The 25,070-nt window shown below is 56.8% G+C and carries 26 protein-coding genes and 4 pseudogenes; 22 read left to right on the forward strand and 8 right to left on the reverse strand.

Annotated elements, in window-relative coordinates; genetic code table 11:
- Positions 1-190: 190 nt before the first annotated feature.
- Positions 191-607 carry a hypothetical protein gene (locus BLU28_RS24320; protein ID WP_139190423.1) on the reverse strand — a complete coding sequence of 139 codons (417 nt, stop codon included), beginning with the start codon at positions 605-607 and terminating at the stop codon, positions 191-193.
- A 619-nt stretch (positions 608-1,226) separates the two neighbouring features.
- Here BLU28_RS24320 and BLU28_RS24330 point away from each other — a divergent pair.
- The 8 genes and pseudogenes from BLU28_RS24330 to trbI all read left to right on the forward strand — a co-directional run bounded on the left by BLU28_RS24330 (position 1,227) and on the right by trbI (position 6,786).
- Positions 1,227-1,628, forward strand: a complete 402-nt coding sequence (locus BLU28_RS24330) for a DUF6693 family protein (RefSeq protein ID WP_139190424.1) — start codon at positions 1,227-1,229, stop codon at positions 1,626-1,628.
- 18 nt (positions 1,629-1,646) lie between these two features.
- Entirely contained in the window at positions 1,647-2,480 is an 834-nt protein-coding gene (locus BLU28_RS24335; protein WP_139190425.1) for an alpha/beta fold hydrolase, read from the forward strand.
- 61 nt (positions 2,481-2,541) lie between these two features.
- On the forward strand, positions 2,542-2,760 hold the full coding sequence (locus BLU28_RS26140) for a toprim domain-containing protein (RefSeq protein WP_234794444.1): 219 nt from the start codon (positions 2,542-2,544) through the stop codon (positions 2,758-2,760).
- 117 nt (positions 2,761-2,877) lie between these two features.
- A pseudogene (locus BLU28_RS24340) lies at positions 2,878-3,125 on the forward strand (DUF1419 domain-containing protein); the annotation flags it as partial.
- 73 nt (positions 3,126-3,198) lie between these two features.
- Positions 3,199-4,703, forward strand: a pseudogene (locus BLU28_RS26910) (ISL3 family transposase); the annotation flags it as partial.
- Positions 4,689-4,991, forward strand: a complete 303-nt coding sequence (locus tag BLU28_RS24345) for a TrbG/VirB9 family P-type conjugative transfer protein (protein ID WP_411463053.1) — start codon at positions 4,689-4,691, stop codon at positions 4,989-4,991. The pseudogene BLU28_RS26910 and the gene BLU28_RS24345, both read left to right, overlap by 15 nt.
- Complete coding sequence (gene trbH / locus BLU28_RS24350) at positions 4,991-5,470, forward strand: conjugal transfer protein TrbH (RefSeq protein WP_077986148.1); 480 nt, start codon at positions 4,991-4,993, stop codon at positions 5,468-5,470. Before BLU28_RS24345 ends, trbH begins: the two co-directional genes overlap by 1 nt.
- An 11-nt stretch (positions 5,471-5,481) precedes the next feature.
- Positions 5,482-6,786 (forward strand): annotated as a pseudogene (gene trbI, locus BLU28_RS24355) (IncP-type conjugal transfer protein TrbI).
- A gap of 142 nt (positions 6,787-6,928) precedes the next feature.
- Here trbI and BLU28_RS24360 read toward each other — a convergent pair.
- Positions 6,929-7,366, reverse strand: a complete 438-nt coding sequence (locus BLU28_RS24360; protein ID WP_077986139.1) for a winged helix-turn-helix transcriptional regulator — start codon at positions 7,364-7,366, stop codon at positions 6,929-6,931.
- Between the two features lie 101 nt (positions 7,367-7,467).
- Between BLU28_RS24360 and BLU28_RS24365 the strand changes: the two genes are divergently transcribed.
- Entirely contained in the window at positions 7,468-8,379 is a 912-nt protein-coding gene (locus BLU28_RS24365) for an NmrA/HSCARG family protein (RefSeq protein ID WP_077986138.1), read from the forward strand.
- A 368-nt stretch (positions 8,380-8,747) separates the two neighbouring features.
- On the opposite strand, the gene BLU28_RS24370 is transcribed toward BLU28_RS24365, so the two are convergent.
- Positions 8,748-9,668 (reverse strand): LysR family transcriptional regulator, encoded by a 921-nt coding sequence (locus BLU28_RS24370; RefSeq protein WP_077986137.1) that lies wholly within the window; start codon positions 9,666-9,668, stop codon positions 8,748-8,750.
- A gap of 119 nt (positions 9,669-9,787) precedes the next feature.
- On the opposite strand from BLU28_RS24370, the gene BLU28_RS24375 reads away from it, so the two are divergent.
- The 5 genes and pseudogenes from BLU28_RS24375 (at position 9,788) to BLU28_RS24395 (ending at position 14,800) form a co-directional block, all read left to right on the forward strand.
- Positions 9,788-10,408 carry an FMN-dependent NADH-azoreductase gene (locus BLU28_RS24375; RefSeq protein ID WP_077986136.1) on the forward strand — a complete coding sequence of 207 codons (621 nt, stop codon included), beginning with the start codon at positions 9,788-9,790 and terminating at the stop codon, positions 10,406-10,408.
- A 235-nt stretch (positions 10,409-10,643) separates the two neighbouring features.
- Positions 10,644-11,483 carry an alpha/beta fold hydrolase gene (locus tag BLU28_RS24380; RefSeq protein ID WP_077986135.1) on the forward strand — a complete coding sequence of 280 codons (840 nt, stop codon included), beginning with the start codon at positions 10,644-10,646 and terminating at the stop codon, positions 11,481-11,483.
- 218 nt (positions 11,484-11,701) lie between these two features.
- Positions 11,702-12,695: pseudogene (locus BLU28_RS24385) on the forward strand (SDR family NAD(P)-dependent oxidoreductase).
- A gap of 60 nt (positions 12,696-12,755) precedes the next feature.
- A complete protein-coding gene (locus tag BLU28_RS24390) occupies positions 12,756-13,697 on the forward strand; it encodes an alpha/beta hydrolase (protein ID WP_077986134.1) in 942 nt (313 codons plus the stop codon).
- 284 nt (positions 13,698-13,981) lie between these two features.
- A complete protein-coding gene (locus BLU28_RS24395) occupies positions 13,982-14,800 on the forward strand; it encodes a helix-turn-helix domain-containing protein (RefSeq protein ID WP_175477736.1) in 819 nt (272 codons plus the stop codon).
- 44 nt (positions 14,801-14,844) lie between these two features.
- Here BLU28_RS24395 and BLU28_RS24400 read toward each other — a convergent pair whose 3' ends face one another.
- Entirely contained in the window at positions 14,845-15,441 is a 597-nt protein-coding gene (locus BLU28_RS24400) for a hypothetical protein (RefSeq protein ID WP_077986132.1), read from the reverse strand.
- A 220-nt stretch (positions 15,442-15,661) separates the two neighbouring features.
- Positions 15,662-16,021, reverse strand: a complete 360-nt coding sequence (locus BLU28_RS24405) for a DUF1330 domain-containing protein (RefSeq protein ID WP_077986131.1) — start codon at positions 16,019-16,021, stop codon at positions 15,662-15,664.
- 112 nt (positions 16,022-16,133) lie between these two features.
- Here BLU28_RS24405 and BLU28_RS24410 point away from each other — a divergent pair, with 112 nt between their 5' ends.
- Positions 16,134-17,069 (forward strand): AraC family transcriptional regulator, encoded by a 936-nt coding sequence (locus tag BLU28_RS24410; RefSeq protein WP_077986130.1) that lies wholly within the window; start codon positions 16,134-16,136, stop codon positions 17,067-17,069.
- A gap of 364 nt (positions 17,070-17,433) precedes the next feature.
- Here the strand turns inward: BLU28_RS24410 and BLU28_RS24420 are convergent, their stop codons facing one another.
- The gene (locus tag BLU28_RS24420) at positions 17,434-18,402 is read right to left on the reverse strand and encodes a GlxA family transcriptional regulator (RefSeq protein ID WP_175477737.1); all 969 of its coding nucleotides are present in this window, start codon (positions 18,400-18,402) and stop codon (positions 17,434-17,436) included.
- Positions 18,403-18,501: 99 nt separating this feature from the next.
- Between BLU28_RS24420 and BLU28_RS24425 the strand changes: the two genes are divergently transcribed.
- Positions 18,502-19,272 (forward strand): DJ-1/PfpI family protein, encoded by a 771-nt coding sequence (locus BLU28_RS24425; RefSeq protein ID WP_210184482.1) that lies wholly within the window; start codon positions 18,502-18,504, stop codon positions 19,270-19,272.
- A 156-nt stretch (positions 19,273-19,428) separates the two neighbouring features.
- Complete coding sequence (locus tag BLU28_RS24430; protein WP_077986127.1) at positions 19,429-20,199, forward strand: alpha/beta fold hydrolase; 771 nt, start codon at positions 19,429-19,431, stop codon at positions 20,197-20,199.
- 76 nt (positions 20,200-20,275) lie between these two features.
- Here BLU28_RS24430 and BLU28_RS24435 read toward each other — a convergent pair whose 3' ends face one another.
- On the reverse strand, positions 20,276-21,151 hold the full coding sequence (locus tag BLU28_RS24435; RefSeq protein ID WP_139190426.1) for an SDR family NAD(P)-dependent oxidoreductase: 876 nt from the start codon (positions 21,149-21,151) through the stop codon (positions 20,276-20,278).
- A gap of 62 nt (positions 21,152-21,213) precedes the next feature.
- Here BLU28_RS24435 and BLU28_RS24440 point away from each other — a divergent pair, with 62 nt between their 5' ends.
- The gene (locus BLU28_RS24440; protein WP_234794446.1) at positions 21,214-21,564 is read left to right on the forward strand and encodes a winged helix-turn-helix transcriptional regulator; all 351 of its coding nucleotides are present in this window, start codon (positions 21,214-21,216) and stop codon (positions 21,562-21,564) included.
- Positions 21,565-21,627: 63 nt separating this feature from the next.
- On the forward strand, positions 21,628-22,269 hold the full coding sequence (locus tag BLU28_RS24445; protein ID WP_077986124.1) for a LysE family translocator: 642 nt from the start codon (positions 21,628-21,630) through the stop codon (positions 22,267-22,269).
- On the opposite strand, the gene BLU28_RS24450 is transcribed toward BLU28_RS24445, so the two are convergent.
- Positions 22,249-22,860 carry a TetR/AcrR family transcriptional regulator gene (locus tag BLU28_RS24450; RefSeq protein WP_077986123.1) on the reverse strand — a complete coding sequence of 204 codons (612 nt, stop codon included), beginning with the start codon at positions 22,858-22,860 and terminating at the stop codon, positions 22,249-22,251. The two genes, BLU28_RS24445 and BLU28_RS24450, sit on opposite strands and share 21 nt — an antisense overlap.
- A 136-nt stretch (positions 22,861-22,996) precedes the next feature.
- Here BLU28_RS24450 and BLU28_RS24455 point away from each other — a divergent pair, with 136 nt between their 5' ends.
- The 3 genes from BLU28_RS24455 to BLU28_RS24465 all read left to right on the forward strand — a co-directional run bounded on the left by BLU28_RS24455 (position 22,997) and on the right by BLU28_RS24465 (position 25,070).
- A complete protein-coding gene (locus BLU28_RS24455; RefSeq protein ID WP_077986122.1) occupies positions 22,997-23,401 on the forward strand; it encodes a RidA family protein in 405 nt (134 codons plus the stop codon).
- A gap of 130 nt (positions 23,402-23,531) precedes the next feature.
- Complete coding sequence (locus BLU28_RS24460) at positions 23,532-24,422, forward strand: helix-turn-helix transcriptional regulator (protein WP_077986121.1); 891 nt, start codon at positions 23,532-23,534, stop codon at positions 24,420-24,422.
- A gap of 135 nt (positions 24,423-24,557) precedes the next feature.
- Positions 24,558-25,070: a (2Fe-2S)-binding protein gene (locus BLU28_RS24465; RefSeq protein ID WP_077986120.1), complete on the forward strand. Its 513-nt coding sequence runs from the start codon at positions 24,558-24,560 to the stop codon at positions 25,068-25,070.

Genomic DNA, 25,070 nt, shown 5'->3' on the forward strand with positions numbered 1-25,070 from the left:
CTCCGCACCACACCCCGCCGCTACCGCCCCGAATACAGCAACCCAAAACCGCTGGAGCGAACTCAAAACTGGATAAAACTTGGGGGCAAGGTCACGGCCGACAAAAGCAAAAACCGCTAGCTAACGCTGGCGGTTCAGTTCACCCCATATGGTTTCGGTCGAAGTAGGTCTCATTGGGATCAAGATGCGGTCACCGCCTATCGTCAGTTCGTTGGTAAAGAGGCTTGCCATCGACCAAGCTTAGGTCGATTTCTGCCACAATCAGATCTTCGAGTCGCAGCCCGTAAACCATGACGCGTCCTTCCCCCACGTCGGAAGATTGATAAGACACAAGGTAACGTCTAAGGCAGCCCTCTTCGACTTTGAATACATATCCCAGCGGATCTTGCCCGACAGCCGAGCCCGGCAGATCGATAGGGTCTGCCTCTCCAGAAACCCGGATCACTGAGATCGGCTTGATTTCGTCACCGCTCTTGATCCAGAAATCGGGTTTGCCGGGTAGTCGCTCGTCACGAGGCCAGTTGTCCATATCGTTCCACGGCGCTGTTGCCTCACTCGTAGGAGCGATCGCAGGACATATGCAGACAAATCCGTCGCGGGTCGGCATCAAAAGATCAGCGCTCTATTCGTATCAATCTGAACATGGAAGACCCGATGTTAGCACAGGCAAAACGAGTTGAGCAAAATCTCGACGTCATGACGGCGTCGGCTGTAGAGTGGTAGAATTGGGTAACGGGGAAGCGCGGATGAAGGTTGGCAAACCCGAGGGTCGAGAGAAATTTGATCTGCGGCGGCAAAGCGATGATCTGGTTTACACCTTTAAGCGTGAACGTTTTATGGTGGGAAACCTGCATACAAGCGGCGCGACCAGAACTTGTGGATTGTCCATCGCCCGAAATGGGACTGGGTTGTCTGGGATCACGCAAGCGACACATGCGTGGGAAGACCATGGATGCGCTTCCACGTCAGCAAGCTGAATATGCCCCGGAAGGCGATTGGGTAAGCCGGAAAAGAGTTAAAATCCTACGCGTAGATATTGGTCTCCGTCAAATAGATCGCCCGGGCTTCTGTTTTTCGGCCTTAGGGCACTTGATCCATAATGCCGCGGTTTCCCCTTGGCGTAGTGCCAAGCTGCGTCTTCTGACTGGCAGGTAATGTACACGTAATGCCCCACATTGATTCTCATCTGCGTTTTTGAAAACCGCCAAAAGTGCAAGGATATGACCGTGGTTACTGAGATTAGCGCTGCTTTGAGAGATGCTGACCAAGATACAGAGCGCAGCCGCATAATTGCTAATGTGGACTACCAGTTCCGCTACAATATCAGTTTTTCTGATATTGTAATTCGCGTTGTCCTATGGGTCGCATTAAGCATTTTGACGTTAGGACTTTACGGGCTTGTCGTACCATACGCTTTTGCCAATTTCATCATCGACAGAACAGAAATCGTTGATTGTAACCAAGTGGTAATTGGCAAGTTAAATCATGGGCTCAAAACATCAGAAATGATGCTAAATATAATTGTGTGGCTTTTAATAAGTCTGTTTACCCTCGGTTTGGGTTCGCTTGTTGCGCCATTTTACATTATGCGACTTATTCTGAATACCACACGCGTGGAATTTTCTTGAGTGCTTGAGGTATACATCATGAAAATTTCAGTATCGCAGATGATTTTGTTGATCTGCATGTTAGTTCCTTTCACTGTTTCTAAGGTCCACGTTGAGGCCGCCGAAGCGGCCTACTCAACTGCATGGGAGTTAGGTGAGACAACGTCCAATCGGCACGTTGTAGATATCCATGACTACGGTATAGACAGGGTTCTTTTCGTCGGCCGACCCTCCGCTAAGGCGGTGGTCCTAATGTTGCCTGGTGGAGCAGGAACCTTGGGCATCCGTCGAAATGGCACTCTCAAGCACCGCAACAACTTCGTTGTCCGCGATATACCGCTTTGGAACAGGCTCGGTTACACTGTCGTGGTGCCCGATCCAGGTAAGGATGTGAACCTCCGTGGGTTACGCAGTAGTGCGGAATATGTGGCAGCTCTTCGTCGATTGATAAGTTTCACGCATCAGAAATTCGGCAAAAAGGTAGGAGTTATCGGTACAAGCCAAGGGGCAATTGCTGCAGTAGGTGCCGGCGCAAGTGATACGAACAATTATCTTGCTGCTGTCGTCCTAGCTGAACCCGTATCCATTTTGGGTCACAGCGGCGAAACAGTTTTCACCGCCGAGCTTCGGAGTGTCAAAGCACCTGTTCTTGTGATCGCCAATGCGGACGATCGCTGTTGGGTGGCACCCCCGACAATGGCGCCGAGGATTAAAGCATTGCTTACCGGCAGCAGAAGAGTGGAGATTTTGGAAACTTCCGGAGGGCGAAAGGTTTCTAAACATGACTGTGGATCCCTCACACCGCATGGTTACTACGGCGTCGAAGCGTCGATAGTCTTGGAAATTGATCGCTGGTTGAAATCATTGCAGTAGAAATCGGACCGAAACCGACTTTTCGTCCAGCGGCCTTATTTCGCGATTTGCTACGCAAGTCGTGGGTGCGACTGACGCAAACCCCCAAGGGGAGATTTTTGCAGACCGTTTGCGCGGGTTAAGCGAGGCAATGTCGTCTGACTGGTCACGTTTGCGGCCGCCAGCGGATGACTGGAACGAGGTCTTGCAGGAAAGAGTGAAGGAGAATGCAGCCAGGCAAATAGGAGGAAGGCGTGCCGCACCTCGGTCGACCGCGTCAAGGGAGGCTGCGCCCGGCTAAGAGCCGGTCCTTGACCCTGCCGCGCGGGATGCCGGCGGCCTGCAAGATATCGTGACGGATTGAAGATGAAGATGATCGCGACGGTCATCGCTTTGCTCCCGATATCTGAAAGGAAAAATGAAGATCGAAAATACCACCCGAAAGATTTTCGAAGGTGTTGCCACGCGTCCGCAAAGGTTCAGGTTGTTTGACCGGCACGGTCAGCGCCCCGACAAGGAAGGGTTCGACGCCTCACCTCTCTACATGGGCGAATGGCTCGAGATCGATGAGGCCCTTTATGATTACATGCTGGAGCTTCTGCCGCGCTGTGGATGCGCGGTCCGATCTTTGCGATGCGCGAGTTCATGACCGGATGTGTTTCGGCATAGGATATTGGCTCTGACTCACATTGGCTGCTGTTCAGGATCATGGTCTTGCTGATTCACCGGAGGATCAGCCATGCAACGACGATTTCAACGGGCAAGCCTAGCTCCATCCGGATTTGCTGTCGATGATGTAGCGGTTGTCGCGGATTGCTTCGGCTGCGGTCACGCGCTACTTCAGGAACTTGCCCAGCCTGTAGGCGACAGGGCCGACGAGTTCAAAGCCGATATCTACGGTGGCCCGCTGACCTGCCGTTCATCGGACGGCGAGTTGAACTGGCAATCGTGGCGCGACGGTTTTGGTGTGACGCCGTTCTGTGTTGTCGGCGCATCTTCTGCGAACACATCGATAGTGGGGTGTTGGCACGTTACGGTCGGCGTACCCAGCGCCTGGAGACCATCTTACATTATCTTGGCTTGGCCCTTGGCGGCAGACCTGCGGCCGCCTTTGCCAATCGTCTGATGGTACCGGTGAGCAATGACACCCTGTTACGAGTAGTTCGCCGCCGTATCGCCGACCCCAACGATGAACTCACAGTCATCGGCATTGATGATTTTGCATTCAGGCGAGGCCAAACCTACGGTACGATCGTCTGCGATTTGGAGCGGTGAAGGCCCGTCACCCTGTTGCCGGATCGAGCATTGGATACCTCTCGAGCTTGGCTTGCCGGGCATCAGTCGATTCCCATGGTCGCCCGCGATCGGGGCGGCGGCTATCGTGAGGTCATTGCAAAGGCCCTACTTGATGCTGAGCAGGTCGTTGACTGTTGGCATCTTATGGAGAATTCCAGCCGAGCATTCCTCGATGCTGGCGGTAAATCGATGCGCCAGATCAAGCAGGCGGTCGGAAACAATGTCGTTGATCCCAAGTTCCTGACTTACGCTGAGAAGCTGCAGTGCGAGGGGTATCTGCGCCGGCAGGAAACGAACGAAGCGATCCGGGAACTGTCGAAAAAAGGAGCATCAATTCGCCAGATCGTACGGCTAAAGGGCCACAGCCGAAAGCTCGCTCGCAACGTTTTGAGAGCGCAGCGTCTCGACGTCTTCCGAACACGACCCAGCTCATTGCACAGCTGGCTGCCTTGGCTCAATGACCGTTGGGAGGAAGCTACGCGAAACGCGCTGGCACTTTGGCGTGAAATGAAGACCAATGGCTTCGTGGGGCAGAGTGGCGTTGTCTATCAATGGGCTCAACGTCGACGTCTTGCAGAGAAGGCCAACCAGAGCGAGCTTGCCAGAACGACCTCGGCACGAGTCATCGCCCGGCTACTGAGCACTGCCCGCGATGACCTTGCAAAATCCGAAGCGATCCTCGTGGCAGCGATTGAGGTGAATGTCCCTGACTTTGTGATAGCCGGCACCGTAATCGGCAACTTCCAGTCCATGATCCGCTCTGAGACCGCGCGAAAGCTTGATGAGTGGCTAGAAGCTGCCAGGAGCAGGTTGGTTGAATCGTTCGCCGTTGGCGGTGAACAGGACCTCGATGCCGTCAGAAACGCAATTATCTCACCTTGGTCGAACGGACAAACAGAAGTCGACGTTAACGCACGACTGGAAGCCAGCACGATGCCGGGCGCCGGCGTTCCGGCGGAGCAATTAAGCTTTGCCTATTCCGTCTCGGGTAGTGCCGGCTGGCGACCGACGCGTGTCTATTCCGATGGGCAGAAGACATATATCCAGTTTCCGCGGTCAATCTCCGGTCAGGATGCACCGGTTCTCTTCGTCGTCTCCGGCGGCCAGAACCGTATCGTCAATTATCGCATGAAGAGCAACATGATGGTGGTCGATTACAATATCGATCGTGCCGTCCTCGTCTCAGGCGTCGGCTGGAAACAGCAGAAGGTGACCATCAGCAAGGGAGGGCGATGATGCTGAAGCTCCTTCGCCGCAACGCGAACAGCCTCGGCCCCATCCGCTGCCTGGCCATAGCCAGTGGCCTCGCCATCCTCCTTTCCGGCTGCCAGTCAATGGATACTGGCGGTCTCACCACGAGCGCGGCACCTCCAGAGATCTCCGGACCGGCGGCGGGCGCCATCGCGGGCGACATGGTCAGCCGCCTTGCCGAACAGATCGGACAGGGGAAGGCAACCGTTGTGCTCAAACAGGATGGTTCTCCGTTCGGACAGGCGCTTGAAGCAGCATTGAAGGGGTGGGGTTATGCGGTTGTCACCGACCAGAAGACGGATAGCGGCGCTGCCGTCATTCCGCTCGCCTATGTCATCATGCCCCATGACGGCCAGGTGCTCGCAAGGCTCTCGACCAGCAGTGTCGAACTTGGCCGCGCCTATACCGTGACGACAGCGGGCGCGACACCGGCGAGCGCAGTGTCGCTCATGCGGCGCGGGTGAGGGAGTACATCATGGTGCAATCCCTCAAACTCGGTGGTGCGCAAAACAGTCAGGCTTCATCCGGCATCAAGCGGGTGAACCGTCTGCCGGTCATCGTCGTGATTGTGCTGTTGGTCGCCTTTCTCGGCATCATCTTCTACGGGCTTTCGTCACGCGGGCTTTACTTCGGTAAGGATAGCGGTCCGGACACCAGTTCGGGCAATCCGGCTTCGACCTATGCCGACCAGATCAAGCGGGGTGTCACAGACGGAATCATTGGCGAGCCACAGGACCAGCAGACGTTCCAGCCGAGGCCGGTCGAGACCGAAAAGGCCGACGAGAAGGCGGCCAATCCCTTTACGCCGCAGCCCCAGCAGGGACAGCAGCGGCGGGAACCGGAACTGGAGCCGGAAGAGGTGTGGCGGGCACGTCTTGCCCTTGAGCAACAGCGAAAGGTTCTCCGCGAGCAGCAACGCCAGCGGATGGCCCGGTTGCAGGCGCGAGACTCCGCCTATGACGCGCCGCTGGCGATCGACCGCGGGAAGCTGGAAGCGCGGTCGGAAAAAGATGACAGCGCCGGAACTCGGACGGCGACAGCCGCAAGCGCAAACCGTTCCGATCTTTATGCCGCAGCCTTGCGCGCCGGTTTGGGCGGGCAGAACGTCGACCCAAACGGGCAGAGCTCCAAGGAAGACTTCTTCAATGCCGATCTTAAGGATCTCGGCTATCTGCCGAACCGCGTCTTGTCGCAGCAGTCCCTATACGCACTGTAACGAGGCTCGGTTATTCCGGCGACATTGATTACAGGCATCGATCCCGACCTGCCAGGGCGCATCACCGCGCAGGTCAGTCAAAATGTCTACGACAGCGCAACGGGCCACCGCCTTCTAATCCCGCAGGGCACGAAACTGTTCGGTCTTTATGACAGCAAGGTTTCGTTCGGCCAAAGCCGCGTCCTTATCGTTTGGTCCGATATCATCTTTCCAAACGGCACGACTTTGCAGATCGGTGGCATGGCCGGCACCGATGCGGAAGGCTATGGCGGCTTCAATGACAAAAAGAACAACCACTACCTCAAAACCTTCGGCTCGGCGGTCATGATCGCCCTGATCGGGACCGGCATTGACATTACGGTGCCTCAGAGCTCGACGCTAGCCACGCAGGATACGGCATCCGACGCAGCAAGGCGCAATTTCGCCGAGACGTTTGGGCGGGTGGGGGACCGTACGATACAGCGGAATATGGATGTGCTGCCGACGTTGCAGATCCGGCCTGGATACAAATTCAACGTGCTTGTTGATCAGGATATTATTTCACCGGGCCAATATAATCGATGAAGGAAGCCATACCTTCTGTCAATTTGAGAGAGGGGAGGAACTGGCTCTGGACCAGCCGAGGCTTGGCATTGGCCAAACGCGTCGAAATTAGACAACTGGGATGGCACTCGAGAACTGGAAAGGCCTGTCCACGTGGCGGGTATTAGGGTTCTTCTGTTGCGTGGCCTTGAACCGCCTCATCGAAAGCAACCCTGGAGGCCTCTATTTCCTGCCAGGTATCACGGATCCACGCGGTAAACGCGCCTAAGGGCTCCAGCATTGATTTTCCACGGGCGGTAAGTTCGTATTCCACCCGGGGAGGCACTTCCGGATAGTATTTGCGAGCGACGAGACCGTCACGTTCCAGGTTGCGAAGGGTGAGTGTCAGCATGCGCTGAGAGATGTCTGGAATGCCGCGCTTTAGCGACCCAAAGCGCAACGGAGCATGCGGTGAGAGTGCCAGCATCGAAATCACCAGGATCGTCCACTTATCCCCGAGCCGCGCAAGTACGCTTCCCGGCGCACAGGGCGTAAGAACCGGTCCGCGCGCGGTTTCTATGATTGGTCGCCCGTGGATTTCGCGCATGCCTTTGTCTTTCATTCGTTACAGTCCTGTGCCTGACGATCAAGAGTGTGCCGTCTTGTGCTGGTTTCCAATAGGTTCCAGATAGTAACCAACGAAGCTATCAAAAGGTAACTGTCATGGAAATCAATCCTGAATATCTAATCTTCGGCGCGACTGGACAGCAGGGCGGCGCAGTCGCGCGCGGGTTGAACGCGAGAGGCAAGAAAGTTCGCGCTTTTGTGCGCGATCCAGAAAGCGAAAAGGCCAAACGATTAGCTGCGGAAGGGATCTCCCTGATCAAGGGCGATCTATTTGATCCTGTGTCGATCGACCAAGCGATGGCAGGCGTCTCGGGTGTTTTCAGTGTTCAAGCCAGTTCGCCTAGTGGCGAGGTGACAGATGCGCAGGAGATCGAGCAAGGTAAGGCGATTGCGGACAGCGCTGCGCGAGCAGGGGTCCGGCATCTTGTCTACTCATCGAGCGGCGCGTCCGGAAAAGGTCGAACAGGAATGGGTCATTTCGACAGCAAATCTAAGATCGAAACTCACATCAAATCGCTCTCGATCCCCTACACGATAACCCGACCCGCCACGTTCATGGAAATGATGATGCTGCCCGGGCTTGGCCTTTCCCACGATACCTTCACCTTCTTCATGCATCCCGAGCAGAGCATGCAGATCATCGCTTTACAGGATCTCGGCCGAATTAATGCAACGATACTGTTGGCTCCGAACAGTTATATCAATCAAGCCATTGAGCTATCGGGCGCGTCGGTGACGGGTAGTGACATACAACGGGTCTTCTCGAGGGCGGCCGGGCGAACCATCAGATATCAACGCTTCTCGGACGCTTTGCTTGCAGAAAACGGGTTCCTCAGGGATCTGACTCGCCTCGTCGACGATGGGACCGTGGCGGGACGTGCCGACATTCCGGCACTTGAAAAAGAGTTCGGCCCAATGACCTCTATGGAGGAATGGCTGGACGGTCCGGGAAAAACCCTGTTTCGGGCCGCTCTTAGCCAGGTCGCCGAAGAGGTGGCCCTTCGCTGAATGAGATTTCGGTCTTCCGGAACGAGCGGCCGTTTACAGAGGCGTAGCAGAGGGCCGCTCGGCCGATAAATGTCTCCGGTTTGCATTCCGCAAGCGCGACACAACTGATTGCTGTGTTCCGGCGTGCATATTTTGGACGCCGAGGTTTTAGCAACGCAAATGGCTCCCCACGAGCAATAGCTCGCACAGTCGAAGCCTTAGAAGTTCATCTCAAGACATCGGGCGGATCGTTCCGACCTTCGATGGCAGCTTCTTCAGCTAACCAGCCTTCTCGCCGAACGGTGCCCCGCATCTTAGTCGCGATTTTGAGCTTTCTGACGTCGTCCAATTTGGTCGTGATACGACAGCTCGACCTTCAGGCCATCCATTTACATAACGTCTCTTTCCTTCGTCACCAATCGTTGACGGAGGTCGTCCAAAAGCCACTTGCCTGCGCGACCAAGCGGCTGATTACGAACATGAGCAGCGTAGATCGGTAGCGTGTACGCAGCGGGTAAGGCGTCCGATAGGAATAGCTCCTTTAGTCGGCCGGCCTCAAGGTGAGGCTGAACGAGATTTCTTGGCATCTTGCACCAGCCAAAACCGGCAAGCAGAAAATCAAGGCGTCGAGCGAGATCGACAAATCTCCAGACCTTGCTGCTGAGGACTCCATAACTCTGCCCAGCGCTGTCCAAACCGTCTGCGAGAACCAATTGGACGTGAGCATCGAGGTCATCGTCGGTCAACGTCTTTCGCGCGCGGGCGAGTGGATGATCAAGGGAGGCGACCGGCACCAGCTTCTCCTCCATAAGCGGATAGACCATCAGATCTTCAGGCGCTGAGGGTAACAGAAGACAAATTGCAAGCGACGCCGCCCCTGCTCGCAGGCGGCGTTCCGCACCGCCCAGTCCTTCGGTGAAAAACGATACGGGGAGATTGGGGAAGGTGGCTTGGAGCGCCCGCATACTTTCTATCAGGGGCTCGGTTGGGACGAGAGGATCTATTGCCAATGTCAGTGAAGGCTCCAGGCCCTGCCTTGTTCCGGCCGCCACGGCTTCAAAACGTGCGGCGCTAGTCAGCACCGAACGCGCCTGCTCGACAAGTACCTGCCCGACCGGAGTAAGAGAGGGTCGTTGCCGCCCGCGCGAAAACAGCTCGATGCCTTGCGTCTCCTCGAGAGCCCGAACAGTCTGGCTCACCGCTGACTGGACCCGACCGAGCCTCCTCGCCGCGGCAGAAAAACCTCCCTCATCGACGACGGTTACGAGCACTCTAAGCTGGTCGAGTGTCAGTCTCCCGATCACATCCATCTCCCTAACTGATCGTTTCCATCATAATTACATCAGTTTCATAGATCGCTGTCATCCCATAGATTTCCGTCACACACACTTTATGCGGTACCTTTCTGTCTAAACATGGAGATTTCCCTTTGCCAAAACTGCTCGTCATCGAATCCAGCCCCCGTGGTACGCATTCCATTTCGCGAGGCTTGACCGCAGCCTTCGTGGAACAGTGGCTGGAAAACAACCCAGAAGGAACGGTGGTGAACCGCGACCTGATGGAGACAAATCTTCCATTCGTTACGATGCCCTGGCTTGGCGCATATTTTACACCACCCGAGCGGCACACGGTCGAGATGAAGGACATTCTGCGCCTGTCAGACGAACTTGTTGACGAGATTCTCAGCGCAGATCACATCGCCATCGGGACGCCCGTTTACAACTACAATATTCCGGCAGTTTTGAAGGCGTATGTCGATCACATCGTGAGAAAAGGCAAAACGCTAGGCTTTGGTGGTGAGGGATTGGTCAAGGGCAAGGCGTGCACAATCCTTATGGCATCAGGCGGCGTCTACACAGAGGGCTCTCCCATCCGGGATCGCGACCTGGCAACCACCTACCTGAAGCTGATCCTGAAGGTGATCGGCATCGAGGACGTGACGGTAGTGGCCGGCGGCAATGCCAAAGCGATCGACATGGGCGAGGTATCGAGGGGCGATTTCTTAGGTGAATTCACATCTCAAATTGCACAGGCCGCGGCCCGCGCCTGAGGAGCGAAAGGGGCGCTTTAATGGTTCGATAGCAATCATCGAAGATGGGCTTCAGGATCCTTTCGGCAGTGCCAAGCATGGTCCTCAGGACCGCAGGGTCCTCGCGATAACATTGCCGGCAATGTGCACAAATCTCCTATACGTGCACGTACCCCTTGGTCATCCTTGGGGCCGAGATCCCGAGGCGGACGCATGTCCGCAGTGACGACTATGACTCCATCTGAGGAAGCTATACGTGAGCAGCCATTTTTTCATCACCCAGGACGGCACGCAGATTTTCTACAAGGATTGGGGTTCGAAAGAGGCCCAGCCGATCGTTTTCCATCACGGCTGGCCGCTTTCGGCCGACGACTGGGACGCCCAGATGATATTCTTCCTCGGTCAGGGTTACCGCGTCATCGCCCATGATCGGCGTGGCCATGGCCGTTCAAGCCAGACCGATACCGGCAACGACATGGATACCTATGTCGCTGACGTCGCAGAGCTGGTCGCGCATCTCGACCTCAAGAATGCCTTCCATGTCGGCCACTCGACCGGCGGCGGCGAAGTCGCCCGTTACGTTGCAAAGCATGGCGGCAATGGCCGCGTGGCCAAGGCTGCACTGATGGGCGCCGTGCCGCCGATCATGCTGAAGACGGACAACAATCCAGGTGGCTTGCCACTCGAAGTGTTCGACGGTTTCCGCACGGCTCTTGCCGCCAACCGCGCGCAGTTCTTCCGGGATGTTCCGGCCGGACCCTTCTATGGCTTCAACCGCCCAGGCGCGCAGGTTTCTGAAGGCACCATCCAGAACTGGTGGCGCCAGGGTATGATGGGCGGCGCGAAGGCCCATTACGACTGCGTCAAGGCATTCTCCGAAACCGACTTCACCGAAGACCTGAAGGCGATCGATGTGCCAGTTCTCGTGATGCACGGCGACGACGACCAGATTGTACCGATCGCCGACTCGGCGCATCTGTCGGTCAAGATTCTGAAGCATGCAACTCTCAAGGTTTACGAAGGGCTTCCGCACGGCATGGCAACGACCCATTGCGACGTGATCAACGCGGATCTTCTCGCATTCTTCAAGCAATGAAAACTTCATGACGAACTGCTCGGGCAAAGGGTCACGCTGACGTGAGCCGGCCACAACAGAGGCCTTCCTACAATCCCCTTTGGAGACGTCTGCCTGCCCTAAGCGTCAGAGCGTTCCACAATGACCCGGCGCGGCGACACCAGCAAAAATGCTGTTGGCGCTTATGGATCTGGCTCGACACCATTCCCCCGGGGATCAGAGATTGAGGAGTCTACGAGTTGGCCCCCAGACTGAACAAACAATCAACCGCTGAAGACGTTCTCGACGGGGTGTCGCTTGCCGGTCGTCGATTTCTTGTCACTGGAGTATCTTCCGGGGCAGGGGCTGGAGATTGCGCGCACTCTGGTAAGGCACGGCGCTTCTGTAACCGGGACGGCGAGGGATGTTCATAAGGAAGCCGTGCAGCTTGGACAGGTAGGGTCGAGCGCCACATTTCCGGGTGGCCGCCTTGAACTCGTCGAGCTCGATCTTGCATCACTGGAGAGCGTTCGCACCGCTGCGGACGCGCTCGTTGCCGAACAAGCTGCATTTGACGGCATCATTGCCAATGCCGGAGTCATGGCGACGCCCTTCCAACGCACCGAAGACGGCTTTGAAATGCAGTTCGGCACGAACCATCTCGGGCACTTTGTCCTGATCAACCGGATCGCGCCGCTTATAGAAGACGGCGGCCGTGTGGTAGTTGTATCCTCCAACGGCCATCGCGGAGCAGACGTCGATCTCGAGGACCCCAACTTTGACCATAACGACTATGACCGATGGCAAGCCTACAACCGGTCCAAGACTGCCAATTCCCTTTTCGCGATCGCCTTCGACAAAAGGCACCGCGGACGACGGACCAGGGCGTGCGCCGTTATGCCGGGGACCGGCATGACGCCTATCATGCGTCACCTGTCACCGCAGGAGATTAATGATGTCTTCGGCCTGATTGCGGCTGATCGCTCGAAGGCAGGCATTGAAGCTCTGGAATTGAAGTCACCCGAACAACTTGCCGCAACGTCAGTCTGGGCGGTAGCGGTTGCAGATCCCGCCGAGATTGGCGGCAAGTATTTGGAAGACTGTCACGTCGCTGAGGTCGATGATGTTCCAGGCATTCGTGACGGCGTGATGTCCTATGCCATCGATCCGGCGCGCGCCGAAATGCTCTGGAAAAAGAGCGAAGACCTTGTTGGAGAGTATTTTGATCGGACAAGGCCTTCCGTTTCAAGCTGAGACGTACTTTGTCGCAACAGCCGCAACACGCCGTTTCTCGGCCCACTCAACGGAGATCTCATGAACACCCTCCATCTTGTTGCGCCAGCATATCGCGCCGCGGCAACGGTCATTCCGATCTTCGATTACGACACTCAGCCCATAGAGGACATCCGTCAGAACCTCGAAAAGGCGTATGCAGGCGCCTACGGAGCGCCCGATATCCATCAGTTCAAAGAGATCTTTATCGAGCGAGACGAAGCGGAAAAGGTGCGCACGCTGCTGTTTCGTCCGAACGATGGACCAGCTCGAGGCGCAATCCTGCATCTGCATGGCGGTGGCTGGATAGCTGGTTCTGCTGACATGTTCGCTCCCTATTGCTCAGAGCTTGCAAACCGACACAGTGCCATCGTTCTGTCGGTCGACTACCATCGCGTGCCGGAGGTCGCTGGCCATGTTGCTCTTGAGGAGAGTTTAGTCGCGCTGCGCTGGCTTCGGGAGCAAGCCAGTGTTCTGGGGTTCAAACCTGAGACTATTGTGGTGATGGGAGACAGTGCAGGCGGGAGCCTTGCCGCCGGCGTGGCCGTCCTGGCCCGCGACGGGGCGATCCCGCTCAAGGGTCAGGTCCTGATCTACCCCGCTCTCGATGACCGTCGCGTCCGTCGTAATGCGCCCGTAAGAAATCCGTTCGGTGGAGAGTTCGTTCTTCCACTATCCTATCTACGGCAATTATGGGGCGCTCGATTAAAGAACGTGGCGATTGATAGCTTACCCTATCTCGCTCCCGCACGCACAGATGACCTCTCGAGCCTGGCGCCGGCATTCATTGCGGTCGGAAGCCTGGATTTCCTCGTTGATGACTCGATCGAATACGCTGGCCGTTTGATCCGCGCGGGGGTCAAAACAGAATTGCATGTATATGACGGTGTATTTCACGGATTCGACCTGGTGCCGGGACCGGAAACCGACGCTTTCAAAGCGGATCTCTTCCGAGCAATCGAGAAGTACTTCCAAGAGGTGTGACCGAATTCTCGTTGAGATGACGGGGTCTCTCCGTCTGACAGGGTCACTCGGCAGGGCAGGCGATACAGGCTCAACGCCTGCCAAATAAGCCCGCCGCTTTGAGACAGGATATCAGCGGAAGAATGAAACTGCACAAATCTCCTATACCACGTCAGGTGCTGCGGCCATTCTCAAAGGGGATCATCGGGCGAGACAAGGAATAGCAATTGGATGCACCGAGACTAGGTTGTTTCCCAGAAATTCAAGTTCTGGCCGCGAGCCTGGCCCCTCGCCGGGGCGCTAACGTGACAGGTCCATCACGAGTTCGCGTTGTAAGAACAGAGCAGTCAGAGTCTGATATTTTATTATTCACGACGCCGGGAATGGTTATCCTGCTCCAGATGAGTGGCGATCCACAGCCAAACTACCATATGGCGCCGGACGATCGCTGCGATATCTTCGTGACTTCCGTTCCACTCCCTCTTCGAATATCAAAACGATGCAACCCGGATAAAACACGTCTAGCGGTCGTGGTGGAATTCGATCCAGCCATACTTGATCGCTTGTGGCCGATGATTGAGGCCCGTCACGAAAAGCGCCACATCTGCCCTCCGAGAAGCTCAGTATCAATGGAATTCGACACGGTAACCGAGGACGGGCTTGTTCGACTTTTAAGGGCGCTTTGCGATCCGGTCGAAACAGCTGCACTCGGCGCAGGCATATTAGGAGAGCTAACATATCGAACGCTGACCGCCCCTGCGAATGCGGGTATCGTCGAGGCACTGCGACCGGGCGATGGCCCGAGCTGGATCGTCAGGAGCGTGAACCGATTATACGGATGTATCCTGGCCCCCGTTTCAATCCCGGCGCTTGCCGGGAAGGCCGGGGTGAGCGTTTCGTCATTTCATACGCACTTCCGACACTTCACCGGCATGAGTCCATTACAATACGTAAAAGCGGCGCGGCTCCACGAGGCCCGGCGGCTGATCTCGGAGGAAAGGTCCAGGATCGGAGAGATTGCGCGTGCCGTTGGTTATAACAGTCCCGCGCAGTTCAGCCGCGAATTCAGACGCTATTTTGGTCACACTCCGGTCGACGAATTCAAACAGGTGTGGCGGTCATAGTCGTGGCAAAATAGAAGCGACCGAGCCATTCGTCGTGGCGTCACCTAATCAGCAATAAAATAAATGACTGACACCGCCTCATATGCTGCTGCAACCACTAAAACCGCGGTGATCAAAAGGTAGATTTTCAACGTCGCGAAACTGCCCGCCTTGAAACCTTCCTGCTTGCTGTTGAAGCCATAGCTTTGGGGCTTCAGGAACATTTGGCTGTAGATCCAGGCTGCAAGCGCTGCGAGGGTGTAGCCCGCGCCTTCGAGACACAGGGTGACGTAGTGAATGAAGATCGACGAATCTGCAGTTCCGACCGGCGTGAAGAGAACACCCCAGAAAAAGAAGCGGAGGCCTGTCGCGAAGATTCCGAAATAGGGGATAATGAAAGTCGGCAGCGTCGTCTGGATCAGCGAGGCCCACAGAAGATTTACGCCGAGGGTGACCGACATCGCGTAGACCACGTTACCGCTTGAATATGCCGATGTCACAAATGACCCCAGACCCCCAGCCTCGTCTTCTGGCCGAAGCACCGCGAGGCTACCGGGCCGAAGCTCCGGCACGAAAAGCGTCAAGGCAATCCCTGCCAGAAAGAGACCGCCAAAGCTTGCGACGAGAACCGCGAGTGCCGCCCTGTGGCGCTTGATCTGCATAAATGGTCCCGCAAGATCTCGCAAAACACACGACCCCCTCACCACTGCGCTGGAACGGAGGGAGCGATCGCCGGTCCTCCGTACGGCAGCCTCTTACTTCTGTTGCCACCCTTTGCCGCCGGACAAAGCATGCACAGCCGCCGGCAAGTGATCAATGCCCGTCCATCATTCATGCCCAATTGTTGTCGTAAGCCTTGCTCTCATGGCCGACACTGCACGTTCAACGGACTGGGACCGGCTGCAAAACTGCATCTTGAAGAGCGGATATTCGCAGTTGGTCGGCACTTGCGTAGTCGGGATCTGTGAGCATCTGAAGAAAGGCGTGCCGGTTTGGATACCGCACGAGGGCAACAACATCCCAAGCCTGTCCCTGTTCCGCCGCGAGAGCTGGTAGGGTTTCTCCCGCGAAAACAATTTCTGCCCCAAAACGCGCGGCGATTGGGCCTGCAATGCCAAGGTATTCGAAATAGCGTTCCCTCCCGCCATCGACTTTAAAACGCGCGAGGTTCAACATGACCAGCGGCTGACCATTATCCTCGTCAGCGAATTTTTCGAGGTTTGCCATCGGGATCGTAATCATTGTTCACCTGTTCCTTAATGATTGAAGCCTTTGACTGCGGACTCAGGATAACCGGTCGAGATTGCATGGTCGATAATTGAAACGCCGAGAAACTTTATGTATCGTATGAAACATGGATCCTTTTCTCGATATCGTCGGACTGCTACGGCCACGCGCCATGCTGCTTGGTCGCGGACTGGACGCCTGCGGCCGGTGGGGGATTTCCTTTCCCAAAAGAGACGATTTCCTCTTCTTCTGGGTCGAACACGGAGAGTGTCTGCTTTTACGTCCGAAGCAAAAACCGAGCCTTATGCGGTCTGGTGATTTTGCGCTGATCCGTACCTCGTCTCCGTTCAGCCTCGCGTCAGACCTTTCCGCCGCTTCTGTCGAAAGCGAAGTTCTTGTCGCTCAGAAAAAGCAAAGAAGGCCGACTCTTGGATCGGGGTCCGACCGTCCGATCAGGCTGCACATGGGGAAGTTTATATTCGAGAGCGCCAACGAGGACCTGTTGACGAGCATGCTGCCGTCGCTTGTTCATGTGGAAGCAGGCAAGCCTTCCCTAGACCGCGTACACTCCCTTCTTGCTTTAATAGACAGTGAGGCTCAGGACCCTGGCCCAGCAAGCGAGTTCATCCTCCTACAATTGATCAAGCTAGTCCTGGTCGAGATATTGCGCACTGGTCCCCTCATGTCAGGCGCTGCCGGTGGACTGCTTGCTGGCCTGCGCGACCCACTTGCGGGCCGCGCCATTCGAGCCATGCACATGGATGTGGCTCGGACCTGGACCGTAGATACTCTCGCGGGCCTCTGCTCCGTATCTCGCTCCACCTTCGCCACGAGGTTCCGCGCCGTAGTGGGTGTCGGGCCGATCGAGTACCTGCTGCAATGGAGAATGGCGCTGGCAAAAGACGCTCTTCGGGCGGGAAGCCGCGCCGTGGAAGAGATCGGACTGTCCGTGGGCTTCCAATCCGCAAGTGCCTTCAGCACGGCGTTCAGAAGATCCGTCGGATGCTCCCCAACACGCTTTGCGAAAGGCACTACATCAGGGCTGGCGGATCGAGTAGCTTGAGGCTAAGAAGCCTTAACTTGAAGATACAGTGTCAAGTGTTTAACTCACCCTGTTGATCGACGACGACGTTTAGAACGGTTTGTCGTCTATTTCTTCGGCAATGCATAAGAGTCGAGATAACCGCAGACAATGCAACGATAAGTGACGACGTCATAGAGTCTTTTTCCCTTGAGCTTTAGTCCGGAGATGAGGCTCTTGTCGGGCTTTCCAGCAACCCAAGTCTCCGGCGACAAGATGCCAACGTCCCCCATTTCAAGCAAGAACCCCTCTTCCATATCTGAGCTGCATTTACTGCATTGATGGGACATGTTCTTGACCTTCTAAACACGAGTATTGGCCGCCTGCTATGACTGTCTCACCGTCGTCAGGCCGGGAAGCTATGACGCAATTCATTGGGACCAACCCCGTAATGTCGCAGCATGGCGCGGCGCAAACGAAGCTCACTTCCGAATCCAACGCGGCGGGCTATTTCCTTTATCGGGTGCTCGCTCGTATGCAGCAGTGCGCGAGCAAGGTCACATCGTATTTTCTCGATTGCCTTCGCGGGAGATACGCCGGTCGATTGTTCGTATCGTCGGTGAAACGTTCTCAGCGACTGCCCGCAATATTCGGCCATGGCTTCGACAGTCCACGGAAAAGCGGGTTCTGTGGCAATCTTCTGGAGCAGAGCGTCGTAAGGGCTGGCACTACTCTGCTGTAGGGTAAGCGGCTCACTGTATTGCTTCTGTCCGCCCGCGCGCCTCATATAGACGACGAGACGGCGCGCGACACGGGATGCCAGCGCTGCCCCGTGATCATTCTCGATGAGGTTCAGCATGAGATCGATCCCGGCCGTCACCCCCGCGGTCGTCCAGAATTGGCCGTCGCGCAAGAACAGGGGGTCGGGATCGACACTGACGTTGGGATAATCCGCGGCAAGGCGTTCGCACGAACGCCAATGCGTGACCGCCTTGCGGCCGTCAAGCAATCCCGTTTGAGCCAAAAGGAACGCCCCCGTACAAACCGAGCAAACGCGGACGGTGTTGGAGCTCAAACCCCTGACGAAGTCGATTAGGCCCGGGCTTTGACGGCCAGGGTAAACTCCCGGACCTCCGGGTATGACCACCATGTCCGATTTCAACCCAACAGGGACCTCTTCCGCTGCGATCGGAAAGCCTGATGCAGTCTGCACGAGTTGAAACGTCGGCGAGACGATCCGCACGTCGTAACCAGGCGCGGCACCTTCTTCGTTGGCGGTTGTGAGAGCCTGCGCCGGCCCCGCAATATCAAGTATCTGAACGCCCGGAAACGCGAGTATCAGAACGAGTCTCGCTGGCATTTTTTGATCGTTCATTGTCATAGACCGTTGCCCCGCATCGAAGGATATTAGCCACAAGACAAGTCGATCAACAAGCTGGAGACGATAGAGATGTTGCTTACCAGAAGAGGCGCCATGACAGGCGCTGCGGCTTTGACGACCTTGAAGATCAGCGGAGTGAAAGCGATGGCAACCGAAGAAGGAAGCTCGAAGAATAGAAGTAGCGCGGTTCACTGTAACATCGTCTGCGTGCCTGACATGGTTCAACTTGACGCCACTGGCCCGTTCGAAGTCCTGGCTCGCGTGCCGGGCTGGAGTGTGGAGCTGGTGGCGGAATCCATGCAGCCAGTCATGACCGATCGCGGCTTACGGCTTGTTCCCGACGCGACGCGATCGGAGAGCAAGAAGTCCGACATTCTTGTCATCCCTGGCGGCACGGGAATTGACGTTGCGATGCTTGACCCGGTCTGGATCGAATACGTCAGGCGTGAGGCAGCGGGGGCGCGCTACGTCTTTGGTGTATGCACCGGTTCACTATTGCTCGGCGCGGCTGGTTTGTTGAAAGGCCGGCGCTCCGGTGGTCACTGGCAGGCGCGAGATCTCCTTGCCAGCTTTGGCGCGATCGTCTCCGATGACCGGCTCACGGTTGATGGCAATCTCTACACATCCGGGGGCGTGACATCGGGGATCGACATGGCGCTTCGGGTCGTAGCCGATGCCGCCGGAGAGATCGTTGCCCGCAAGATCCAGCTGGCGATTGAATACGATCCAGCACCTCCGTTCCCCGGCGGAACACCGCGTTCCTCGCCCAAGGAAATTGTCGACCTGGTTCTGGATGACTCCAAGGGGCGGCGTGCCCTGCGCGAGCGGCGGGTCGAGCAGGCCGCGGCGCGCTTGCTCGAATGAACAGCCGCCGAGACGCCAAGCAGCAGTAATAACGTCTCCTCATGCAAGAATCTACAAGACATGCCCGTCCGCGGGCTTGTTTGTAAGCCGTCGCGCATAGCGCTATCGGTCGATAGCCCAATCCTTTAACGCAACATAATGGAAAGGAAGACAATCATGTCCAAAATCGCAATCGCTGCTGCACTCGCAGGCTCCCTTCTTGCCGGATCCGCCAGTGCCGGCGAAAACGCAAAACCGACCGTGGTTCTCGTTCACGGCGCCTTCGCTGACGCATCAAGCTGGTCGGGTGTCACCAAAATCCTTCTGAAGGATGGTTATCAGGTTGTGGCCGTCGCCAACCCATTGCGCGGCGTGAAATCCGATGCAGACTATGTCGCCGACATTGTGAAAAGCATTGAAACCCCGGTCGTTCTCGTTGGCCATTCCTATGGCGGATCGGTCATTTCCGCTGCGGCCAACGGCCAGAAGAGCGTTAAGGCTCTGGTTTACGTTGCCGCGTTTGCTCCAGAGGCGGGCGAGTCCGCCGCTGACCTTTCCGGAAAATTCCCGGGCGGCACCTTGGCTTCTGCACTCGCCAAACCTGTTCCGCTTCCCGGCGGTGGATCGGACCTCTACATCGAACAGAAAGCGTTTCATAAGCAGTTCGCCCACGACGTTCCTGAAAATGAGGCGGCAATCATGGCGGCAACCCAGCGCCCGATCGCCGAAGCTGCGCTCGGCGAAAAGTCACCTGAACCGGCATGGAAGAAGATACCGTCCTGGTTCGTCTATGGAGACGGTGACAAGAATATCCCTGCGGCCGCGCAGAAGTTCATGGCTGAACGCGCCAAATCGAAAGACACGGTCGTCATTAAGGGTGCATCTCATGTCGTGATGACGTCACATCCTGAGCCCGTCGCCAAGCTCATCGAAGAGGCCGCGAAATAGACCTCCTCCGTTCCAGACTGGCAGCTGGCATGACTTGCCAGCTGTCGGTCCGATAACGCGGCTGCGATGGGACGTCTTAATTGGGAAGCCGATACCGCGGCGCGGGGTTCTGGTCGAACATTGCGCTCATGAGGTCATTCGACAAAGCTTCGTGGTTCTTGAGCATGGTTTCGTCCTGAAGCGATGGTGCGGTCACGGTTTCTCCCAGATCAAGCCCCGCAAGCGCCGCGTCAACGCAGTCTTCTGTGGTCATCACGATTGATTGAGGCAAAGGATCAAGGTCCGCGCCACCAGCGACGTCCCAGCCTTCGGACACGACAGCACCTGGCAAAACCAATTGGATGCGAACAGATGAACTGTCCACCTCACTCTGCAGGCTCCTGGTGAACAGTGCTACATAGGCCTTTGTGGCGCCATAGACGGGAATGCCGGGATAAGCGGCAATACCGGCTCCGGAACCAATATTGATGAGGGTGCCTCTGCCTCGCTTCTTGAAGTTTACGAGCGCGGCCTTCGAGAGGACGGTCAAGGCTGTTACGTTGACCGCGATCATCTCATCGATGACGCGAGCTGGCGTTTCAGTCAGTGGCTTCAAGATTGAGAAGCCCGCATTGTTGACGAGGAACGTGACGGTTGCATCGTCCTCGATGCGGGCGCTGACGAGCTCCAAGCCGGAAGGGGTTGAGAGATCTGCAGTCAGTATGTCGACCTTGACCCCAAAGCGCGTTCCGAGGTCGGCGGCGATTTTGAGAAGACGATCCTGGCGGCGAGCAACGAGAACGATGTCATGTCCCCGGGATGCGAGCCGCTCGGCGTAGATTTTGCCAATACCGGAGGAGGCGCCGGTGACGATGGCAGTGCCAGGCTGTGTATGAGAGGGCGTGTTCATAGGAGTTCCTTGACGATTGATGAAAAGATCGCCGCAAGGTATGAATTTGAAACCAGGTGTCAATTACGCACCTTGAGGAACCCAGGTGCAGTCGAGGTAATCTAGTGCCTTATACAGAGCAGCAAGTGCTGGAGACCATTCCCGGTGTCCGCCCAATACTCGAGCAGATCGCCAACAAGTGGTCGATCCTCATCCTCACATTTCTGTGCGAGGAACCAAAACGTTTCAACGCGCTGAAGCGACGGCTGGGTGACATCTCGCAGAAGTCATTGACCGAGGCGCTTCGTCGACTCGAACGGAATGGTCTGGTCGAACGCCATGTCACGACGACCTCGCCGATCGCGGTCGAATACTCGATCACGCCCTTCGGCCGCACGTTGCAGGATCCGTTCCTAGCGCTCTACGATTGGGCCGTGGACAATCAAGCCAGGCTTACGGCGGCGCAATCGAAGTTCGATAACATCAATATGCGATGACCTTGGCGTCATTGGCCATCGACGAAAACAATCCGGCGCAGTGCTTAAACCCGAGGGACCATCATGTCAGATCTTTCGACTTACCTGGACTATATCTGGCCAGCCTATATCGCCTACCTGATCGCGCTGGTGACTCCTGGACCCGCGAACTTCGCGATCATGGGGGCCGCAATTTCTCAAGGACGGCGTGCGGGTCTCATGATGGCGCTCGGCGTCTTTTGCGGGTCGTTGACGTGGGCGTGTGGCGCAGCATTGGGGTTAGCGACGCTTCTTCGTACGTACGCATTCGCACTCGAAGTCGTAAAGGTCATTGGCGGGCTCTATCTTCTTTTCCTCGCATGGAAGGCCCTTAAAGCGGCGCGTAAAAGCGCCCCCGACCTGACAATAACCGAAGCCGGCGCGCAACACAGCGGCATGCAACTCTGGCTTCGCGGCTACGCGATCCACGTTACCAATCCTAAAGCCGTGTTCGCATGGCTTGCGATCATCTCACTCGGGCTTCCCCCAAACGCGCCTGGCCCGGCGGTTGCGTTGATCGTCGGCATTTGTTGTTCTTCGAGCCTGGTGATCTTCAGCAGCTACGCCTTGATCTTTTCGACGCGTCACGCGCTGAACGCCTACCTGTCTGCCCGCCGTTGGATCGAAATCACGATGGCGGCCTTCTACGGACTGGCTGGCGTGAAATTACTCACGAGCCGGATCTGATGGCGTCATGCTGCGAAGCAGTCCGGTGGCGAGTTCACGAAAAGTTTCGACCGCCTTGGGAAGGGTCTGTTCCGGCTCGCTGCTCGCTGCGACCCAGAGTGCCGCATTGAGTGCCGCGCCGCTTAGCAATCGCGCAGCCGCTTCCGGATCCAGAGCCTTGAGCCTGCGCTGCTTCAGCAACTGTTCGATGGTTAGTCTCGTCACTTGCAGACAGCTGTCTTGGCTCGGCCATTGCGAGGGATCGCCCAACACGGCCGGCCCGTCAAGAAGGACGATGCGTTGCACCTCAGGCTCCAGCGCCATCTTGATATATGCCGAAGCCTCGGTGAGCAGTCGTTGCCAGCCATCCTCAATGTCAGCTGCCTTCTCTCTCGCACGTACCGCCATTTCAGTGTCGATCTGGTCTACGACCGCTGCGAGCAGGCCACGCTTATCGCCAAAACTGGAATAGAGCGCCCCTCTGGTGAGACCAGCATCAGCCGTTATTTCGTCCATCGACGCGGCTGAGTAGCCATCTCGGGCAAAATGCTTTCGCGCGGTCGAGACCAAGCGGGTGCGGTTTGCCTGCATCGTTTCGCTGCGTTTTGCCATCAAGGCCGTCCTTTCATATACGGGGCGTATCCCAATATTGACATACGCCCCGTATATAATTACATACGCTCCGTATATCAACCCGGCAGGCTCTTGGAAGGAATATCCTGGTGCCTCGCGATTTAAGGAAGTGAAGATGACCAAGCCCCAGGCAGTATTTCCAGAAAACAGACATTCCCTTTATGATGTTCACCGCTACTCGGCCGCTATCCGGTCAGGTGACTTGCTGTTCGTTTCCGGACAAGTGGGGAGCCGCGACGACGGGTCGCCGGAGCCCGATTTTGAAAAGCAGGTGAGGCTGGCGTTTCGCAATCTCGAAGCGACGCTCTCCGCAGCGGGCTGCACGCTGGATGACCTTATCGATGTGACAACCTTCCACACCGATCCTGAAAATCAATTTGAGGCGGTCATGGCGGTGCGGCAGGAATTCTTCACGAGCTCACCTTATCCGAACTGGACTGCTGTCGGCGTCAACTGGCTCGCCGGGTTCTCTTTTGAGATCAAGGTGGTCGCACGTATTCCGACCGGCGCATCATCCTGAAGCGAGTGTTTGTGGGGCGGCGCTTTGCAAGCCCCAGGACCATTGGCGGGCTTCGTGGAGACGAAGCCTCGCCGAACCGGGCCAAAGTCAGTCGAAGGTCCTGATTAGCATCTCGCTCGGAGGTACGTTCATGCCGTTTTTTGTTCAAGGCAGGGATTTAAAAGAACAGACTTCGTTGACGCAGATCGTAGCGTGCGAGGGCCCGCCTCATGTTTCGCTAACAGGTGTCGGCGCGATCCAAAGAGTGTCAATCGTAGCAGGCGAGACTGGCGAGATCGTCAGGGTGGATCATCACGTCACCTTCCACCGGCAAGGGGTGACCGAGTTGCGGTCGGTCCACGAAGGGGGGATCCCCAGGGTTGATCGTATCACACCGGGCTCAATACACATTCGGCCCGCAGGCTCATCCCACGCCTCAAGTTGGAACGAGGCCGCTGAATTGACCCTTGTCAGCCTCGAGCCGCGCTTCATCCGTGAACATGCTGCCGACCTCTTCCAGCGGGACGTGAACTCTTTTTCGTTCCGACCCGTGATTGGAATGAAGGACGAATTTCTTTGGCAGCTCGGGATGAAGCTGCACGGGCTATCGTCTGATGTTGATCCGCCGCGCGCCTTCATGGAATCTGTCATGGCAACAATGGCAATGCACCTTGCCTCGACCGCAGGGTTTTCGCCACAGCCGGTTCGGGCGAGGGCACTGTCGCGCTCTGCGCTGCGACGGACGGCCGAGTTTGTGGACGCAAACCTTTCTGTAAACATTTCCCTTTCGTCGCTTGCGGCGCTGACGGGCTTGAGCGTTTATCACTTCTCGCGGCAGTTCAGTCGCGAAATGGGCATGGGTGTGGCGCGCTATATCCAGCAGCGCAAGATGCAGCGGGCCGCTCAGCTTCTTGCCGACCCGGAACTAAGTATCGCTGAAGTGGGCGAGGCAGTCGGTTATCGTGACTCAAGTTCCTTCTCGCGAGCGTTTCGCAGCGTATACGGAGTGCCGCCACATGCGTTCCGGCTTGGCGGGCGATGAACAAAAACGCAAGATCTGCAAAGAGTAGCAAGTCCCGTTATTGATCGCCTGCACAAGCGCCGTCTAGCTTCGCTGAACGCGGAGCCGCTTCTCGGCGGGTCCAGTTCCCCCACGTCTTCCGGAGGTTCGGAGCAGATGGCTGAAGAGAAACGAGCTGGCATCGCTCTGGAACGCGGGACGGCGCCGGTGGCACTTAAAGTCAACGGAACGAGTTACAGTCTCCAGCTCGCGCCATGGGTGACGCTGGTGGACGCGCTGCGAGAGCGGCTTGGCCTCACCGGCACTAAGGTCGGCTGCAATCACGGCCAATGCGGAGCCTGTACTGTCCTGATCGATGGGCGGCGTGTGCTGTCATGCCTGACGCTTGCGTCGCGCTGCCAAGGGCAGGAAGTGACCACAATAGAAGGTCTCGCTTCGCCCGACGGGACCCTGCATCCCATGCAAGCCGCGTTCGTCGAACACGACGCCTTCCAGTGTGGCTATTGCACGCCCGGACAGATTGTCTCGGCTGTGGCGCTTGTCCGTGAAGGACGGCTCGGGTCCGACGATGAAGTACGCGAATTCATGAGCGGCAACCTCTGTCGTTGCGCCGCTTACCCGAAAATCCTCGCGGCCATCCGCGACGGCGCCAGAACCATGGCTGGTTGA

It is taken from the genome of Agrobacterium pusense, assembly GCF_900102105.1.
Taxonomy (GTDB): Bacteria; Pseudomonadota; Alphaproteobacteria; order Rhizobiales; family Rhizobiaceae; genus Agrobacterium; species Agrobacterium pusense.